The organism is Brevibacillus panacihumi W25 (assembly GCF_000503775.1).
In the GTDB taxonomy this organism is placed as follows: Bacteria; Bacillota; Bacilli; order Brevibacillales; family Brevibacillaceae; genus Brevibacillus; species Brevibacillus panacihumi_A.
On sequence record NZ_KI629787.1, the window covers coordinates 331,115 to 347,333 of the forward strand.

Below are 16,219 nucleotides of genomic sequence, written 5' to 3' on the forward strand. Positions count from 1 at the left end.
GAGAGATGGCAATGATTACAGACATTTATGCACGTGAAATTATGGATTCCCGCGGAAACCCGACCGTTGAAGTAGAGGTATACCTCGAGGACGGCACAATGGGCCGCGCTGCGGTGCCATCCGGCGCTTCTACCGGCGCGTATGAAGCCGTAGAGCTGCGTGACGGCGACAAGTCCCGCTACCTGGGCAAAGGCGTATTGAAGGCTGTAGAAAACGTAAACGAGATCATCGCTCCTGAACTGATCGGCATGGACGCTCTGGATCAAGTAGGAGTAGACATGGCCATGCTGCAGCTCGACGGCACGCCAAACAAAGGAAAATTGGGTGCGAATGCGATTCTTGGCGTATCCATGGCAGTTGCTCGTGCAGCGGCAGATTCCCTCGGCGTCTCCCTGTACAATTACCTGGGCGGCTTCAACGCGAAAACTCTTCCAGTGCCAATGATGAACATCCTCAACGGCGGGAAGCACGCAGACAACACCGTCGACATCCAGGAATTCATGGTTATGCCAGTTGGCGCAGAATCCTTCAAGGAAGCGCTGCGCATGGGAGCAGAGATTTTCCACTCCCTGAAAAAAGTTCTCTCCGACAAAGGCATGAACACCGCAGTTGGTGACGAGGGCGGTTTTGCTCCGAACCTGAAATCCAATGAAGAAGCAATCACTACCATTCTCGAGGCGATCAAGGCAGCGGGCTACGAAGCTGGTAAAGACGTCTTCATCGCACTGGACGTAGCAGCAACTGAGATGTTCAAAGATGGCAAATACCACTTCGAGGGCGAAGGTGTCGTGAAAACGACCGAAGAAATGATCGCCTTCTACGAGGATCTGGTCAGCAAATATCCGATCATCTCCATCGAAGACGGCTTGTCCGAGGATGATTGGGATGGCTGGAAAGCTCTCACTGATAAATTGGGCAGCAAGGTGCAGCTCGTGGGTGACGACCTGTTCGTAACCAACACCGAGCGTCTGTCCCGCGGGATCGAAAGCGACACCGGAAACTCCATCCTGGTCAAAGTAAACCAAATCGGTACGCTGACTGAGACCTTCGAAGCGATCGAAATGGCGAAAGTGGCTGGCTATACAGCTGTCATCTCCCACCGCTCCGGCGAGACCGAAGACACCACGATTGCCGATATCGCGGTAGCGACCAATGCGGGTCAAATCAAGACCGGTGCTCCATCCCGCACAGACCGCGTAGCGAAGTACAACCAATTGCTGCGCATTGAAGACGAACTGGGCGACACAGCTCGCTTTGGCGGACGTGCAGCTTTCTATAACTTGAAGAAATAAGTAGAGGCCGGAAACGAAAAAGGACTGTATTCACACAGCAGAAGCTGCGGAATACGGTCCTTTTTTTGCGGGGCTTAAAAGGGCGTGTTGCTGTCTTGATGATATATTTGGCTTTGATGGGCGTAGATTTCGCCGCTGTAATTTTTGATCGCATGTGCGTCTCTGCTTTTCAGACTTAGCAAGCCGGTCAGGCCCCAACCAGCGCCGACGACGGCTGCGACAATACCGAGGATGTACCACATGGAAATCCCTCCTCGAACTGGTATGTCTCCAGTATACCAAATTTTCCCTGGGATGGTGTATCAAAAGTTTTTCCAGGTAAAGTCAATGCTGAGATGACCGATCGGTCTTTCCTTGAAGATGAGCTTTTCTTTTGTGGCCAGTTCCGGTTTGCGGAAACAAACCAGGTCTTGATAATACCCAAAGGCTTGGCACACTTCCGGTCGAACGCTATGTATGCCGCAGCGGTCTTGGTTGATGTCATAAAAGATGCAGGTGCCGAACAAACGCGGCTGGTTTTCCAGTTCTACGCGGACTTTTCGCGGCATCGTTTTGATTTTTTTCTGGATTTTCTTTAATTCCTTCTCTGTGACAGGCACTGGTCCGCAGCACAAGCCTTTGCACCCGTGGCAAGGTAATGTCTCCATGCCGTATCTCAACTCCTCTCAAGATTCTTTGAAGAAGACTGATTATTTTCAAAGAATATTATGAAAGGTATAAGATTAAATGTAAATACTCGTAATTTTTTACAATAACATAAAAATAATTATTTGTCAATCGTTTTGTATCGGAGGAACCAGAGGATTGGGGATTCTGCCCAAGTGAGGAGATAATAAACAAACGCGGACATATCAACATATGCCCGCGTTTGTTTGATTTACACCATCACCGGTTCTTTGGCAGCTTCCTGCTTGTTCGCCGCTGAGGCTGCCAGACGGCTTTTGCTGTAGGGGATGCACATCGGAGTGCCGTACAGGGGATCGCTAGTAATCTCGCATTCCATCTGGAAAACCTGACGGACCAACTCCTGTGTCATGACGTCCTCCGGCGCTCCTTCCGCTACGACCGTCTGATTGTGGACGGCGACGATGTGATGCGCATAGCGGCAAGCCAGATTGAGATCGTGCAGGACCATGACGATGGTGCGCTGCTCGGTCTCATTCAATTCAAACAGCAGATCGAGAATCTCAATCTGGTGCGACATGTCCAGATAGGTCGTAGGCTCATCCAGGAGGATCGTCTCGGTGCCTTGCGCCAGTGTCATGGCGATCCAGGCGCGTTGTCGCTGGCCGCCGGAGAGGGAATCTACAGCCCGGTTTGCAAGGCTGGTGAGCTGAGTAGCCTCCAATGCCCGATTGACCATTTTCTCGTCTTCCTCGGACCATTGCTGCAACCACGTCTGGTAGGGGTAGCGCCCCTGTTTGACCAATTGCAGGACAGAGAGACCTTCAGGGGCCGTGGGACCTTGCGGCAGGATGGCGAGCCGCTTCGCTACCTCTTTGGTCGAGCGCTTGGCTATGGCTTCACCATCGAGCAAAATCGCTCCTCCCTTGGGCTTCAAGAGACGTGCGAGAGAGCGCAGGAGGGTAGATTTGCCGCAGCCGTTGCTGCCGATCAAAACGGTAATTTTCCCGCGTGGAATGGTTAAATCAAGCCCTTCGATAATGTTGCGCTCCCCGTACGACAAGGTGAGCTGACGTGTCTCCAATGCATGCATGGTATTCCGACCCCTTTCTGTCAGTGATTGCGGTTTTTATAGAGCAGATAGATAAAGAATGGCGCTCCCACAGCTGAAGTAAAGACACCGACTGGCACATCGAGCGGTGAAAAAGCCATGCGGGCGATCAAATCGGCGATGAGTACGATCAGCGAGCCGATCAGAGCGGACAGAGGCAGTGCTCCGCCGAAGGAAGGCCCGATCAGCTGCTTGGCGATATGCGGTGCCAGGAGGGCGACGAAGCTGATGTCCCCGCCGACGGAGACAGCCGTGCCGACCAATGCCGCACAGATCATCAGGAGAAGGAAGCGATCCAGCTGCAAGCGGCTGCCTACGCTAGTGGCGATCTCGTCGCCAAGCTGCTGGATGTTTACCCTTCTGGCCAGCAAGGCAGCCAAGGCGATCAGTACGACTATCCAGGGCAGAATCATTTGGACGTCATCCCAGGATACACCGTAAATGCTTCCTGTCAGCCAAAGCAAAGCTTTATTTTGCAGCAAAAACGGGCTGAACATGATCAATAGCGTCACGAGGGCGCCCGACGCGATCTTGATGCCGACGCCAATCATCACCAGACGGAGGGGAGTTACCCCTTTTTTCCAGGCGAGGGCGTACAGCAGCAAGGTCGTCAGCGTAGCTCCGAGAAAAGCAATGGGCGGGAGCCAGCGGATACTGGCTGTCTCGAACAGCAACAGAAAGCCCACTGCCGCGACGGAGGCACCGCCTGATACGCCCAAAATGTCCGGAGATGCCAGCGGGTTGCGGACGATTCCCTGCATGATCGCGCCTGCGGAGGCGAGCGCCGCCCCTACGAGAACCGCAATGATGATGCGCGGCATCCGGAACTGCTGGACGATCAGCTCGTGTTGCTCAGAGCCGATGCCGAGCAGGACTTTTACCACTTCCAGCGGCGTGATTTTCATTTCGCCCATCCCGAGGCTGATGATCATCATCAAAACGGTCATCACCAATGCCAGGAAGATGAACCAAAGCGCCTTTTTATGTAACTGAAAAGACGAAAAACGCTTGCCGAGGCGAAGAGGAAGATATTCTTTCACTTTTCATCCAGCCCCTTTCGCGCCACATAGATGAAGAACGGGATGCCAATCAGGGCCGTCATGACGCCAATCGGCACTTCCGCAGGCATGGCGACGAAGCGGGCGGCGATATCGGCGGCCAACAGCAGGACCGAGCCGAACATTCCGCTGTACAGCAGGACCCAGCGCGTGTCGATTCCAACAAAAAAACGTGCCAGATGCGGCGTGACCAACCCGACGAAGCCGATCGGTCCGGCCACCGCGACAGAAGAGCCTGCGAGCAGGACGAGGACTAGTCCTGTCATGATTTTGACCAGCAAGGTGCGCTGCCCCAGTCCTTTGGCTACATCCTCTCCCATCAAAAGGGTTTGGATCGGCCGTGCCAAGAGAAAGGCAAGAATCCACGCGACCAGCATGTAGGGGAATACCGTTTCCAGGTACTCCAGCTTTCTGCCGCCAACGGAACCAGCCAGCCAAAATAGTACTTCGTCCGCAGCTTTTTCGTTGAGCACCATCATGCCGTGGCGAATCGATGCGGACAAGGCAGTGATTGCAGCCCCGGCCAAAATCAGCTTGACGGGGGATAAGCCGTCCCGGCCCAGCGAGCCGAGCAGGTAGACAATGATGCCCGCCACAGCAGATCCGATAAAGGCAATCCAGGTAAACTGGGTCAAGGAGCTGATCCCGATGAACGTCACGGCGAAGACAACGAACAGCGCGGCACCAGCGTTTAGCCCAAATAGTTCAACATCTGCTACGGGATTTCGCGTCAGAGATTGCAGCAAGGTACCGGCCAGGCCGAGACAAAACCCGACGCTCAAAGCGTTCAGAACCCGCGGGACACGCACTTCCTTGATGACGATATGTTCATTGGAGCCGTTAAAATGCGTATAAGCATCAATCGCTGTCTGCCAACTGGTGTCGATTACGCCAAAGACCAGGCTGGCATAGCAGAGGTAGATGAGCAAAACAAGACAGAGGACAACCCCCAGAATCTTGCGAATGTTACTTGATAGCAATGGATACATGTCTGTTACTTCCTTCATTGTAAGGGAAATGGTGTTCACGAACCGTTGATCCTATCGTCATTGTAAATGGAACGCAGGGAAGGTGTCAATGATGATGAGAGTCATTATCATTTAATGGTTGACATCTTTTCACTGAGGTTGTAGGATAATGAATGTAATTGAGTATCATTCTCACTTTTTGGATGATTCGAAAGGGGTCTTTTCATCATGTTTTCTCGTACATATCGCACATTAGGGGGCAAAGCACTCGCAGCCTTTCTGCTGGCATTGGTCATGCTGGTGACGGGTTGCGGCGGCGGGCAGACCGGCGAGCAAAAGCCTGCGGAGTCCCAACCTGATGCACAAACTCCAAGCAATGAGGCAACTCCGGCTGCTGATCAGTCCTATACCATCAAGCATGCGATGGGAGAAACGACCATCAAAGGAACGCCTCAGCGTGTCGTCATGCTTACGACGCAAGGTGTGGAAACCTTGCTTGCACTCGGTGTAAAACCGGTCGGCGCAGTTGGTTCCTTTACCGATCCGACCACCTTTTACGATTTTGTCAAACCGCAATTGGAAGGCGTGCAGGTAGTAGGGTCCGAGTCGCAGCCAAACCTGGAAGCGATCGCTGCACTGAAGCCTGATTTGATTCTCGGCATGAAATTCCGCCAAGAAAAAGTATACCAACAACTGTCTGCTATCGCGCCTACCGTATTCGTGGAAGAGCCGCGTGGTGACTGGAAAGCCAACTTCATGCTTTTTGCAGAAGCTGTCAATAAAAAAGCAGAAGGCGAAAAAGTGCTGGAAGACTGGAATAAGAAGGTAGCCGCATTCAAGGAAAAAGTAGGCGACAAGCTGAGCACAGAGGTTTCAGTCGTTCGCTTTATGCCGGGCCGCGTGCGCATTTACTATAATGACACGTTCTTGGGAGCGATCATGAAGGATCTCGGACTTTCCCGACCAGCTGCTCAGAACCAAGAGAAATTCGCTGACGAAGTGACCAAAGAGCGCATCCCGGAAATGGATGGAGACATTATGTTCTACTTCACCTATGAGACAGGGGATGGAGAAGGGTCCAAGCTGGAGAAAGAATGGACCAATGAATCTCTCTGGAAAAACCTCAACGTCGTGAAAAACAACAGAGCATACAAAGTAGATGATACAATCTGGAATACCTCCGGTGGCGTCATCGCGGCCAACAAGGTCGTCGATGAGATGGAAGGGTATATTCTGGGCAACAAATAATGAGGTATAGAAAAAACACTTGGCTTTTCATTGGGCCAAGTGTTTTTTTGTTGCTGAGATGCGATTCAGTTGCGAATTTGCTTTCCATAGAAAACATGCCAATGCAGATGCTTGGAGTCCTGGTATGCACCGAGATTGGTCAGCACCCGGCTGGCCCCGTATTGGGAGACGACCTGCTCCGCGACGATTTTGACGACATCGATCAGTTCGAGAAGCAGATCAGAGTCGCTTTCCGCAAGCGTCAGGAGGGAGGAGATATGTTTTTTCGGAATGACGACGATGTGGACCTCGTAGAAGGGGCGGGTATGGTAGTAAGCTAGGACACGCTCCGTCTCATACACTTTTTCCACGGGAGTCTTGCCGCTAAGAACCTCTTCGCAATAAAAGTCCTCTGACATATTGAGTACTCCTCCTCTTAGTTAACCTGTTCCGCGCGCAGCATCGAATCCTTGGTAAACCACAGCCTGTAGCTCAACAGGCTGATCATGACAGCCGAAATCGCTGCGGCAGACGAGAAAATCAACATGATCAGGATCTGGTAGCGGACTGCTTCGATCGGGCTCGCTCCGGCGATAATCATCCCCGTCATCATGCCGGGAAGCTGGACCAGCCCGATTGTTTTCATCGTATCGAAGGTAGGGATCATGCTGGCTTTTATCGAACGCTTCATAACATCCTGAATCGCTTGACGGCGGGTTGCGCCCAATGACAAGAGCGCTTCGATCTCGCCGCGGGAACTGGCGGTCTCCTGATTCATCTGAGTGATAAAAAGGCTGCAAACAATCATGGAAGCCCCAATAATCATTCCGCTCATCGGAATCAAATACTGCGGGATCGGAGTGACGAGGCCGAGCAAGATCATGAGTCCCATCGTCACGATCTCCGTCACACTCAAAGAGGCAAAAATGAGCCAGTAGATTCCTTTCAGACGAGCGCCACGCCGGGACGCGTTCCAGGAAGCTACGGATATCATCATGAGCAGAAGCGCTCCGATGAAGCCGAAGTGATTGGAATGAAACACAAACTGCAGGACGTAGCCGATCGCGAGCAGCTGGACGGTGCAGCGAACAGTGCCAATGACGATGTCTTTGCCCATCCCGAGCTTCTGCCAGGTGGAGAGCATAAGGGCGATCAGAACAAAAGCGGCAGCAAGCGACATGGAGAGATAGGTCATCGGATTCCCTCCAGGCTTTCTGCCAGCAGATGCGACGACCGAAGAAACGCTCTTGCCTCTTCTGTGCGAGGAGAGTCAAAAAAGGTCCGACTGTCCGCATCCTCCAAAAGCCTGCCATCTGCCATAAACCAGATTTGCTGACTGGTCGTCCTGGCTTCTTCCCAATCATGCGTCACCCACAGGATCGTCGTGCCGGAATGGGCGTGCAGATCGACGAGGAGGCGTTCTGTAGCCTGTTTGCTGATCGAGTCGAGGGAAGATGTCACTTCGTCCAAAAGCAGCACAGCAGGCCGCAGAAGCAGCGTACGGATCAAGGCCAGCCGCTGCTTTTCCCCGCCAGACAACTGCTGGGCGCCTGAATTCCAATCGAGATGATCCAATCCGATCTGTTCCATCCATTGGCGGGCTTGTGTAAGATCGAAGCTGCGCTGATGGAGAAACGCTGCAGCCCGCAAATTATCCTCTACGCTGCCGGGCAGCATCACGGGCTGCTGGGCGACATAGCTCACGGTCATTCGCCACGCCTCAGGTGTCCATTGACTTACGTCTCTGCCTTGCAGCCGCATCGAACCCCTGTCAGGAGCGGTCAGACGGCCAAGGATGCGCAGCAGGGTGCTTTTTCCCTGACCGGATTTGCCCAGAATACTGATGATCAAAGGCTCTGCAACAGATGCACTGAAGTCGCGAAAAAGCCAGGGACCATCGGGAGGATGGAGTTGTTTGCCCAGACCTTCCAGCTGAAGGATTGTTGTCATAGCTGCCTCCTTAAATAAGGAAAACACCGAAGAGGACGAGTCTCCGGTGTTTTCCATAACGTACGGGCTATCTATGTACTTACTTATGTTCAGACAGCCATTCCGCAACCGCTTTGATTTCCGGTTGCTTTTTCAGCATTCCTGGTGGCATGCCGCCTCTACCATCTTTGATAATTTTCGCGATCTCATCAGCGCTCAAGTGGGACCCTACGTTCGTCAGAGCAGGCCCAGAGATTCCTTCCAGGTTTTGGCCGTGGCAGGATGAGCAATTTTGTTTGAAGATAGCTTCTGCATCAATGTTGGCAGTAGGTGCTCCGCCTTGTGCTTCGTTGCCGTGACTTGGCGGGAAAAAGATCGATCCTACGAGTGCAATGAGAAATACAAGAAACAAGATACCGAACGAAGTGAAAAAGGCCTTCGCGGAATCAATTACGTCGTTTTGATTCATGTCTTTTTTGTTGGACCCAGCCATCTGACAAAGACCTCCCAAGGCAAGTATAAAGGTTCACATGCAATTTTACGGCAAAATCATGACAGTTGCAAGGAGACTAGGAAAAGGACAAAGAAAGTACACAATTTCCATATTATACACGTCATTTTGGAAGAATGAGGAATACCCCAGGCTTACATTTGACAGATGCACCGTCTTTAGATAAAATGAATGATAGTCATTCATTTTTGCGAATAGGGGAGTAGCGCGATGTCCGGAAGCAAAGACGGAAAGCATCAAAAAATTTTAGAAGCAGCCATTGACGTTATTTCTGAAAAAGGGCTCGACAACACTTCTATCTCAGATATCGTAAAAAAGGCTGGAGTGGCACAGGGAACCTTCTATTTATATTTCTCATCGAAAAAAGCTTTAATACCCGCGATTGCGGAGAATCTTCTCGGGATCACGCTGGAGCGCATCAAGGAGAAGACGCAAACGAGGGAAAAGCTGTGGGACGTGCTGGAGGTTGTGATCGACGAAACCTTCCACATCACCAAGACGTACAAGGATGTCATCGTCTTTTGCTATTCCGGGCTGGCCATCGAACATTCCATGGAAAAATGGGAAGCGATTTATCAGCCTTATTATGAATGGCTGGAGGAGCTGTTAGAGCAAGCAAAGAGGAACAACGAGATCGCTGCCGACATCCATGTGAAGTGGACGGCCAGAATCATTATCAATATGGTTGAAAATGCGTCAGAACGATTTTATATCGGCATGGAGCAGGACGATACTTTGGATGGTTTCAAGAAAGAGATATTCAGCTTTTTAAAAAGAGCGTTGCTCAAGCCCTAAAGTAATTGGAGATCATCCAATACTTTTTTTTCAAACAAAAAATGACTGACATTCATTCATAAACGAAGGGAGACATTCATCATGAGTTGGTTTTTAGTGATTACAGCAGGAATGCTGGAGGTGGTATGGGCTTCCAGCCTGAAAATTGCCTCGACACCGTTGCAGTGGACGGGAATTGTCCTGCTCATTGCTGTCAGCTTTATCCTGTTGATCCAATCGTATAAAAAAATCCCGGTTGCGATCGCCTACGCTGTCTTCGTAGGGATTGGAACGATCGGCACCTATATGACAGGCGTTTTGACGGGGGACCCGTTTTCGCTGAAGCAAGCGATTGCCATGCTTGGCGTGCTGATTGGCATTATCGGGTTGAAGGTGTTTACCAAAGACAATGAAAGAGCAACGAAAGGGGAGCGGGCATAATGGCATGGATTTTATTGATCCTGGCGGGATTGGAAGAGGTCGTCGCTGTCGTTGCCATGAAGCATATAGACGGTTTGAAGCGGAAAACGCCCTTGGTCGTCATGACGCTCGGGCTGGCGTTCTCCATATACTGCCTGACCCAAGCTATGCGAGAGATTCCGGCAAGCGTCGCGTATGCGGTATGGACCGGGATCGGTTCGGTAGGGATTACGACCTTGGGTTATGTATGGTTTAAGGAAAAGCTAAGCAAGGGGCAGGTGGCTTCTCTGGCGATTCTTGTCTTGAGCGTGGTGGCTTTGCGCGTGACCAGTTGATGAAAGAGTAAGAACTGAATATATATGGAAGGGAAAGCAGGTTGCTGATCCTATCTAAATATGGTAAAGTAGTTTCATTGGTTTTGCACCGTCTTGAAATCCGTTTTGAGGTGAAATGAGATGGCATTAGCTGCGAAAATTATACTTGTGATCGCAAGTATTGGTTTAATTATCGTCGTATTGTTGCAATCCGGAAAAAGTGCCGGCCTGTCTGGAGCGATTGGCGGGGGCGCGGAGCAACTGATGGGCAAGCAAAAAGCCCGCGGAATTGATGCTCTTTTAGGAAAACTGACCGTGGTATTTGCGGTTTTGTTCATGATCTTCGCGATTGTGCTCGGGTATTTCTTAAAAACGGGAGCGTAATAGACGTACGGTAGGAGACAGCAAGCTAGCCTTGCTGTCTTTTTCGCTATTGGGATTGCGTCGCAACAGAGCGGTGAATACTACATAGTACAAGAGGATGCAACGAAGCCAGGCAGATGCCTGCGCTAACTTTAGGAGGTTTGTGAATGAAAGAAGAAGATATCCTGGCGTTCATGCGGGAGCAAGCATATCACCCCATGACCGTGAAGGAGCTGGAGGCGGCATTCGGAATCGAGGATGCAGATGCCTTCAAAGAGCTGGTCAAAACGCTGAACGGGCTGGAGGCAAGCGGCGAAGTGGTTCGCACGCGTGCCAATCGCTACGGAGTGCCGGAAAAAATGAATCTGGTGCGCGGCCGTTTGCAGAGCCACCCGAAAGGCTTTGGCTTTGTGATTCAAGAAACACCTGAGTCGGATGACATCTACGTGCACGCCAACGATATGAATGGAGCGTTGCATGGCGATACCGTGCTCGTCCGAGTGGAGAAGGAAGTAGGCGGCAATCGGTTGGAGGGCCGCATCATTCGGGTCGTGGAGCGGGGAATTACCGAAGTGGTGGGGACATTCAAGGATGAGACCTACTACGCTTTCGTGATCCCAGATGAAAAACGACTTGGCAAGGACATTTTCATCCCCAAGGAAGCCTATAACGGAGCGGTCGACGGGCACAAGGTAGTGGCCAAAATCGTTCGCTATCCGGAAGGGCGCGTCAATCCGGAAGGGGAAGTCGTAGAGATTTTGGGGCATAAAAACGATCCGGGCGTCGATATTTTGTCGATCATCCGCAAGTTTGGGCTGCCGGAGTCTTTCCCTGAGGAAGTACTTGCAGAGGCGGACGCAGCGCCGGACAAGATCTCCGAAGAAGAGATCCAGGGACGCCGCGATCTGCGCGACCGCATGATGGTCACCATCGACGGCGCGGATGCCAAAGACCTGGACGACGCGGTATCGCTGGAAAAACTGCCGAATGGCAACGTGCGCCTCGGCGTGCATATCGCGGACGTCAGCTACTACGTCCGGGAAAATTCCGCGTTGGACCAGGAAGCGTATCGCCGCGGCACCAGCGTCTATCTGGTGGATCGGGTCATCCCGATGCTGCCGCATCGTTTGTCCAACGGCATTTGCAGTCTCAATCCGAAGGTAGACCGTCTGACCATCTCCTGCGATATGGAGATGAGCCCGGATGCCAAGGTCGTCAAATACGATATTTTTCTCAGCGTGATCCGCACCAATGAGCGGATGACCTATGCGGATGTTCGCAGCATTTTGGAGGACAAGGACGAAGCGCTGATCGAGAAGTACAGCGAGCTGGTCCCGATGTTCCAGGAGATGGAGAAGCTGGCGCTCAAGCTGCGCAAAAAGCGGATGCAGCGCGGAGCCATCGACTTCGACTTCCGCGAGGCCAAGATCTACGTCAACGATGAGGGCGCCCCGACCGACATCGGGTTTCGGACGCGCTCCATCGCGGAGCAGATCATCGAGGAATTCATGCTGGCGGCCAATGAGACGGTCGCGGAGCATTTTCACTGGATGAAACAGCCTTTCATGTACCGGATTCACGAAGATCCCAATCAGGAAAAGCTCATGGCATTCATGGAGTTCGTCACCAACTTCGGCTATTCGATTCGCGGCAAGGGCAATTCCGTCCATCCGCGGGCCCTGCAGCAGCTGCTGGAGGAAGTGAAGGGCAAGCCGGAGGAGATCATCATCAGCACCGTGATGCTTCGCTCGATGAAGCAAGCGCGCTATGACGCGGAAAGTCTGGGGCACTACGGCTTGTCCACGGATTTTTACACGCATTTCACGTCCCCCATCCGCCGCTATCCGGACCTCATCGTCCATCGCCGCATTCGCGATTGGATCGAAAAAGGCGAGCAGCTGCCGGAGAAGCGCTTGGCGTACTGGCAGGAGCATATGCCGTTAATCGCCGAGCATGCTTCGCAGCGCGAGCGTCTGGCAGTAGATGCGGAGCGGGAGACCGACGATCTGAAAAAAGCAGAATTCATGCTGGAGCGCGTCGGCGAGGAGTTCGAGGGCGTCATTTCGAGCGTAACGTCCTTCGGGATATTCGTCGAGCTGCCCAATACCATCGAGGGTCTGGTGCACGTCAGCTACCTGACGGACGACTACTACCACTACCATGAAAGAATGTACGCGTTGGTGGGCGAGCGGACTGGAAAGCAGTACCGCATCGGGGATGTCGTGCAGGTGCGGGTCAGCAACGTCAACGTGGACGAGAGAACCATCGATTTTGAAATCGTCGGCATGACTAAGGCAGCAGGATTTCGCGGCAGCCGGGAACGGACGCCGAAAGTCATCGACGGACGTGGCAAGGAGCGAAAAGCCGGGGCACGTTCCAAGCAAGATCGGTCCCGTACAGATCGTCCTGGCCGGGATAAAGACAAGACGCATCCTGCCGCGATCCGGCAAAAATACAAGGAGCGCCGTGCCAACCAAGTGACAGCGGGAGGCAAGAAACCGCAGCGACGCACTGGTGAGGCAGGGGCTGCTGGCAGTGAGGATGTCGTCGCTTTGACGACAGGAGAAGGCACAGATACCGCGGTTCAGAAGCAGAAGGGCTTCTGGGAGGATCTCGTCCAGTCCAAGAAAAAGAAGCGTAAAAATGTGGCTAGCCAAGTGAAACGAAAACGGCGTTAAACAGTTGTTTAGGGCGCGTATAAGGCTGGAAAAGGCTGTTATGACCGGGAAAATGCCTTGCCACGACGGGCAAAATTTGCTAGACTAACTGATACTAACAGCGGAAAAATGCTGCAAGCGAGGTGATCTCCATGTCCAAGGATAAAGCAGGTACCAAAACGATTGCCCAAAACCGAAAAGCACGTCACGACTACCATATCGAGCAAGTATTTGAGGCGGGCATCGCCTTGACTGGTACGGAGATCAAATCGGTGCGCGCTTCCCGTGTACAGCTCAAGGACAGCTTTGCCCGCGTGCAGGACGGCGAATTGCTCCTGTACAACGTGCATATCAGCCCGTATGAGCAAGGCAACCGGTATAACCATGAGCCGGAGCGCACACGCAAGCTCCTGATGAAACGCCTGGAGATTCTCAAGCTCAACGGGATGATCCGGGAGAGAGGCTACTCGCTCGTCCCGCTCAGCATTTATTTGAAGGGCGGCTGGGCCAAAGTAGAGCTGGCGCTGGTCAAAGGGAAGAAGAACTACGACAAGCGCGAGGACCTTAAGAAGAAGGACGCTGCACGCGAAGTCGAGCGTGCGCTGCGTGAGCGGCAGAAGGTATAGCATAGCTCGGTTGGTTCGTGCTGGCAGGCCTGGCAGCAATCAACGTTGAGAAGTGCACCGGTTTTGTGCTATTATGAAGGAGCAATAAACACACTGTTAACAACACAGTCTAGGTGTGGAACGGTCGTTGCCTCTCTTCGCCTAGACTTTTTGTCACCTTTTTCTTCTCATACCCTGGGGGCGTTTTGGATTCGACGGGGATGGTAGAGCATGAGAAGCGAGCCGGGGGGCTGCGGACCTCGTCAACAACGCGGAACGCCATTAACTGGCAACAAACAACTTTCTCTCGCTGCTTAATAACCAGTGAGGCGCTACCACTCCATCGCCCATGTGGCGTGACTAGCGCTCAACTTTAGTGGGATACGCCGGAGGTCTCCGCCTGGGGCCAAAGGAAGAAGATGAATCAGGCTAGGTGCTGGGTCAGCGCGTCACTCCGCGAATCCATCACCGAAATTCAAATGAGTGACTGCGCTCGGAGATGCTCATGTATCGCTGTTTTCGGACGGGGGTTCGAATCCCCCCGCCTCCACCATACATATGCGAGGATACCACCTGATGAGGGTGGTTTTTTTGTGCTTTTGGCGTCCTCGCTATACAGGACGGTTTTTGATGTCTTGATATGAATGGTTTTTCGATGAGCTGTCGATGTATAGCGAGGAACCTCGTGTTCTATTCGAGTCGTTTAACGCAATGGTTACGGCGTGTATTCAGCTACGACGGTCTTTTCATACAGGATGGCATCTCCTGCTTGGAACTGTATGATGATGTGGATCAGCTTGGTTTCTCGCTGGATGAAGACTCTGCTGACGTATTTGGCAACCAGTTGATGAATCGTCTCCGGGTTGGAGGTTTCGCTGTCCAACAGAGCGATCAGCGTCTGCACATCATACTTCACTGAATCGATGTAATGCTCAGGAAGAATAAAGGTTTGCAAGGAATCGGAAAGAGCAGAGTACTCATTCTGTTTGTCTGCAAGCTCATGTTGCATCTCACTTATCATATCGACGTAGTATGGTTTACCTTTTCCTGAGCGGATGTCTTGCTCCATCGTCTCGATGCGCTTCTGCAAGAAGCTGATCTCCGTTTCCAGTGAAGATATCTGCATGAAGACATTTTTGTTTTGATCTGCATGGTATCGTCTGAGTTCTTCCTCCAGATGATTGTCTGCAAGGGACAGACGGAGCAGTGCATTCCTCAGTTTGGCCGATACGATCTCTTCCACACGTTCTTTTCGCCATCCGACATAAGTGCAATAATCCTTCCCATGGCGCTGATAACCTCCGCAAGTGTAGTAGCGCTGTCCACCACCCTTCTGACGAGAAGAATTGGAGTTGCCGACCATTTTGCTTCCGCATCTGTCGCAGTACATGATGCCGCGCAACCAGAAAGGGGAGTGGGGTTTGATCTGGAACGGATTATGCACTTGTCCGCCACCATTGTGACGCTTCTTCGCCATCTCTTGGCATCTGTCGAACAGTTCCTTGGTGATGATCGACGGATGGGCGTTCTCCGTGATGATCCATTCAGAGCGATCTTTCCACTTCTTGCCCTTTGTCTGGTAGTCCTGCTTGTTCCATACTCGGCGTCCGATGTAGGATTCATTGAAGATGATGGCGCGGATCGTACTTGCCGACCATTTGCCGCCTTTCAGGGTAGGTACGCCTTTTTGATTAAGCAGGGTGGCGATTGCTTTGTATCCCAGACCTTCCTGCGCGTACTGATTGAAAATCCATTTGACCGTATCTACTTCCTCACGAGGGCCGAGTACCCATACGGATTTCGTTTTGTTGGCGCTGAGTGCGATATGCTCCGTACGATAGCCGTAGGGGGCATTGCCGCCGTTGCTGTAGCCTTGCTTTGCGTTCTGTGACATGCCTTTTTTCACTTCAGCGGCGAGATTGACGTTGTAAAACTCAGAGATGACTTCCAACATCCCTTCGAGCAACATTCCATGTGGAGTATCCGGGTCGGTTTGTTCCGTTGCAGATATGACCTTTACGCCGTGTTTTTGCAGTAACGCCTTGTAGATAATATGATCTTCGCGTTTCCGCGAGAAGCGGTCGAACTTATGGACGACGATGGCATCGAAATGACAATTCGGACGTTTCGCCGTAGCAATCATCTTCTGGAACTCAGGGCGGTCGTCCGACTTTGCAGATTTGCCTTTTTCGAGATACTCGCCGACAACCAGCCATCCCTTCTCTTGGCAGAACTTGTGGATTGCCTTCAGTTGAGCGGGGATGGACAGTTCTTTTTCTGCCTGATTATCGGATGAAACGCGAGCGTAGATGACAACTTTCATGTAGATACATCTCCTTTGTAGTTGTGTTTTTAGTCCTGAAAAC

General features: G+C 52.0%; 18 protein-coding genes and 1 other RNA gene. 9 read left to right on the plus strand and 10 right to left on the minus strand.

Annotated features, from left to right (window positions below):
• Positions 1 to 5 precede the first annotated feature (5 nt).
• Positions 6 to 1,292 (plus strand): phosphopyruvate hydratase, encoded by a 1,287-nt coding sequence (eno, locus tag T458_RS55065; protein ID WP_023555433.1) that lies wholly within the window; start codon positions 6 to 8, stop codon positions 1,290 to 1,292.
• A gap of 74 nt (positions 1,293 to 1,366) precedes the next feature.
• On the opposite strand, the gene T458_RS57420 is transcribed toward eno, so the two are convergent.
• The 5 genes from T458_RS57420 to T458_RS55085 all read right to left on the minus strand — a co-directional run bounded on the left by T458_RS57420 (position 1,367) and on the right by T458_RS55085 (position 5,074).
• On the minus strand, positions 1,367 to 1,534 hold the full coding sequence (locus T458_RS57420; RefSeq protein WP_023555434.1) for a hypothetical protein: 168 nt from the start codon (positions 1,532 to 1,534) through the stop codon (positions 1,367 to 1,369).
• A gap of 60 nt (positions 1,535 to 1,594) precedes the next feature.
• Positions 1,595 to 1,939: a YkgJ family cysteine cluster protein gene (locus T458_RS55070; RefSeq protein ID WP_023555435.1), complete on the minus strand. Its 345-nt coding sequence runs from the start codon at positions 1,937 to 1,939 to the stop codon at positions 1,595 to 1,597.
• Positions 1,940 to 2,169: 230 nt separating this feature from the next.
• A complete protein-coding gene (locus tag T458_RS55075) occupies positions 2,170 to 3,009 on the minus strand; it encodes an ABC transporter ATP-binding protein (RefSeq protein ID WP_023555436.1) in 840 nt (279 codons plus the stop codon).
• Positions 3,010 to 3,029: 20 nt separating this feature from the next.
• The gene (locus T458_RS55080; RefSeq protein WP_023555437.1) at positions 3,030 to 4,067 is read right to left on the minus strand and encodes a FecCD family ABC transporter permease; all 1,038 of its coding nucleotides are present in this window, start codon (positions 4,065 to 4,067) and stop codon (positions 3,030 to 3,032) included.
• Positions 4,064 to 5,074, minus strand: a complete 1,011-nt coding sequence (locus tag T458_RS55085; RefSeq protein ID WP_023555438.1) for a FecCD family ABC transporter permease — start codon at positions 5,072 to 5,074, stop codon at positions 4,064 to 4,066. Before T458_RS55085 ends, T458_RS55080 begins: the two co-directional genes overlap by 4 nt.
• 207 nt (positions 5,075 to 5,281) lie before the next feature.
• Here T458_RS55085 and T458_RS55090 point away from each other — a divergent pair, with 207 nt between their 5' ends.
• Positions 5,282 to 6,301: an ABC transporter substrate-binding protein gene (locus tag T458_RS55090; RefSeq protein WP_023555439.1), complete on the plus strand. Its 1,020-nt coding sequence runs from the start codon at positions 5,282 to 5,284 to the stop codon at positions 6,299 to 6,301.
• 65 nt (positions 6,302 to 6,366) lie between these two features.
• On the opposite strand, the gene T458_RS55095 is transcribed toward T458_RS55090, so the two are convergent.
• From T458_RS55095 to T458_RS55110, 4 genes are all read right to left on the minus strand, one after another.
• Positions 6,367 to 6,699 carry an HIT family protein gene (locus T458_RS55095; RefSeq protein WP_023555440.1) on the minus strand — a complete coding sequence of 111 codons (333 nt, stop codon included), beginning with the start codon at positions 6,697 to 6,699 and terminating at the stop codon, positions 6,367 to 6,369.
• A gap of 17 nt (positions 6,700 to 6,716) precedes the next feature.
• A complete protein-coding gene (locus T458_RS55100; RefSeq protein WP_023555441.1) occupies positions 6,717 to 7,475 on the minus strand; it encodes an ABC transporter permease in 759 nt (252 codons plus the stop codon).
• On the minus strand, positions 7,472 to 8,230 hold the full coding sequence (locus T458_RS55105) for an ABC transporter ATP-binding protein (protein WP_023555442.1): 759 nt from the start codon (positions 8,228 to 8,230) through the stop codon (positions 7,472 to 7,474). Before T458_RS55105 ends, T458_RS55100 begins: the two co-directional genes overlap by 4 nt.
• Before the next feature lie 79 nt (positions 8,231 to 8,309).
• Positions 8,310 to 8,702: a YqzM family protein gene (locus T458_RS55110; RefSeq protein ID WP_023555443.1), complete on the minus strand. Its 393-nt coding sequence runs from the start codon at positions 8,700 to 8,702 to the stop codon at positions 8,310 to 8,312.
• Between the two features lie 228 nt (positions 8,703 to 8,930).
• On the opposite strand from T458_RS55110, the gene T458_RS55115 reads away from it, so the two are divergent.
• From T458_RS55115 to ssrA, 7 genes are all read left to right on the plus strand, one after another.
• Positions 8,931 to 9,515, plus strand: coding sequence for a TetR/AcrR family transcriptional regulator (locus tag T458_RS55115; RefSeq protein WP_023555444.1), 585 nt, complete (start codon positions 8,931 to 8,933; stop codon positions 9,513 to 9,515).
• 81 nt (positions 9,516 to 9,596) lie between these two features.
• Positions 9,597 to 9,935: a DMT family transporter gene (locus T458_RS55120; protein WP_023555445.1), complete on the plus strand. Its 339-nt coding sequence runs from the start codon at positions 9,597 to 9,599 to the stop codon at positions 9,933 to 9,935.
• On the plus strand, positions 9,935 to 10,249 hold the full coding sequence (locus T458_RS55125) for a DMT family transporter (RefSeq protein WP_023555446.1): 315 nt from the start codon (positions 9,935 to 9,937) through the stop codon (positions 10,247 to 10,249). The genes T458_RS55120 and T458_RS55125 overlap by 1 nt, the downstream gene beginning before the upstream one ends.
• A gap of 120 nt (positions 10,250 to 10,369) precedes the next feature.
• On the plus strand, positions 10,370 to 10,612 hold the full coding sequence (gene secG, locus T458_RS55130) for a preprotein translocase subunit SecG (RefSeq protein ID WP_023555447.1): 243 nt from the start codon (positions 10,370 to 10,372) through the stop codon (positions 10,610 to 10,612).
• Between the two features lie 146 nt (positions 10,613 to 10,758).
• Positions 10,759 to 13,269 (plus strand): ribonuclease R, encoded by a 2,511-nt coding sequence (gene rnr, locus T458_RS55135; RefSeq protein WP_023555448.1) that lies wholly within the window; start codon positions 10,759 to 10,761, stop codon positions 13,267 to 13,269.
• A gap of 131 nt (positions 13,270 to 13,400) precedes the next feature.
• Positions 13,401 to 13,874, plus strand: coding sequence for an SsrA-binding protein SmpB (gene smpB / locus T458_RS55140; RefSeq protein ID WP_023555449.1), 474 nt, complete (start codon positions 13,401 to 13,403; stop codon positions 13,872 to 13,874).
• A 176-nt stretch (positions 13,875 to 14,050) separates the two neighbouring features.
• Positions 14,051 to 14,406, plus strand: a transfer-messenger RNA (tmRNA) gene (gene ssrA, locus T458_RS56800).
• A 162-nt stretch (positions 14,407 to 14,568) separates the two neighbouring features.
• Here the strand turns inward: ssrA and T458_RS55145 are convergent.
• Positions 14,569 to 16,176 (minus strand): recombinase family protein, encoded by a 1,608-nt coding sequence (locus T458_RS55145; RefSeq protein ID WP_023555450.1) that lies wholly within the window; start codon positions 16,174 to 16,176, stop codon positions 14,569 to 14,571.
• Positions 16,177 to 16,219: the final 43 nt, after the last annotated feature.

What these genes read in the sequence shown, in the direction of transcription:
- T458_RS55070 (WP_023555435.1), bottom strand. Translation starts at nt 1,939, where the DNA reads ATGGAGACATTACCTTGCCACGGGTGCAAAGGCTTGTGCTGCGGACCA.
- T458_RS55085 (WP_023555438.1), bottom strand. Translation starts at nt 5,074, where the DNA reads ATGTATCCATTGCTATCAAGTAACATTCGCAAGATTCTGGGGGTTGTC.
- T458_RS55120 (WP_023555445.1), top strand. Translation starts at nt 9,597, where the DNA reads ATGAGTTGGTTTTTAGTGATTACAGCAGGAATGCTGGAGGTGGTATGG.
- T458_RS55075 (WP_023555436.1), bottom strand. Translation starts at nt 3,009, where the DNA reads ATGCATGCATTGGAGACACGTCAGCTCACCTTGTCGTACGGGGAGCGC.
- T458_RS55145 (WP_023555450.1), bottom strand. Translation starts at nt 16,176, where the DNA reads ATGAAAGTTGTCATCTACGCTCGCGTTTCATCCGATAATCAGGCAGAA.
- T458_RS55125 (WP_023555446.1), top strand. Translation starts at nt 9,935, where the DNA reads ATGGCATGGATTTTATTGATCCTGGCGGGATTGGAAGAGGTCGTCGCT.
- T458_RS55100 (WP_023555441.1), bottom strand. Translation starts at nt 7,475, where the DNA reads ATGACCTATCTCTCCATGTCGCTTGCTGCCGCTTTTGTTCTGATCGCC.
- T458_RS55105 (WP_023555442.1), bottom strand. Translation starts at nt 8,230, where the DNA reads ATGACAACAATCCTTCAGCTGGAAGGTCTGGGCAAACAACTCCATCCT.
- T458_RS55090 (WP_023555439.1), top strand. Translation starts at nt 5,282, where the DNA reads ATGTTTTCTCGTACATATCGCACATTAGGGGGCAAAGCACTCGCAGCC.
- T458_RS55115 (WP_023555444.1), top strand. Translation starts at nt 8,931, where the DNA reads ATGTCCGGAAGCAAAGACGGAAAGCATCAAAAAATTTTAGAAGCAGCC.
- T458_RS57420 (WP_023555434.1), bottom strand. Translation starts at nt 1,534, where the DNA reads ATGTGGTACATCCTCGGTATTGTCGCAGCCGTCGTCGGCGCTGGTTGG.
- eno (WP_023555433.1), top strand. Translation starts at nt 6, where the DNA reads ATGGCAATGATTACAGACATTTATGCACGTGAAATTATGGATTCCCGC.
- secG (WP_023555447.1), top strand. Translation starts at nt 10,370, where the DNA reads ATGGCATTAGCTGCGAAAATTATACTTGTGATCGCAAGTATTGGTTTA.
- rnr (WP_023555448.1), top strand. Translation starts at nt 10,759, where the DNA reads ATGAAAGAAGAAGATATCCTGGCGTTCATGCGGGAGCAAGCATATCAC.
- T458_RS55095 (WP_023555440.1), bottom strand. Translation starts at nt 6,699, where the DNA reads ATGTCAGAGGACTTTTATTGCGAAGAGGTTCTTAGCGGCAAGACTCCC.
- T458_RS55110 (WP_023555443.1), bottom strand. Translation starts at nt 8,702, where the DNA reads ATGGCTGGGTCCAACAAAAAAGACATGAATCAAAACGACGTAATTGAT.
- smpB (WP_023555449.1), top strand. Translation starts at nt 13,401, where the DNA reads ATGTCCAAGGATAAAGCAGGTACCAAAACGATTGCCCAAAACCGAAAA.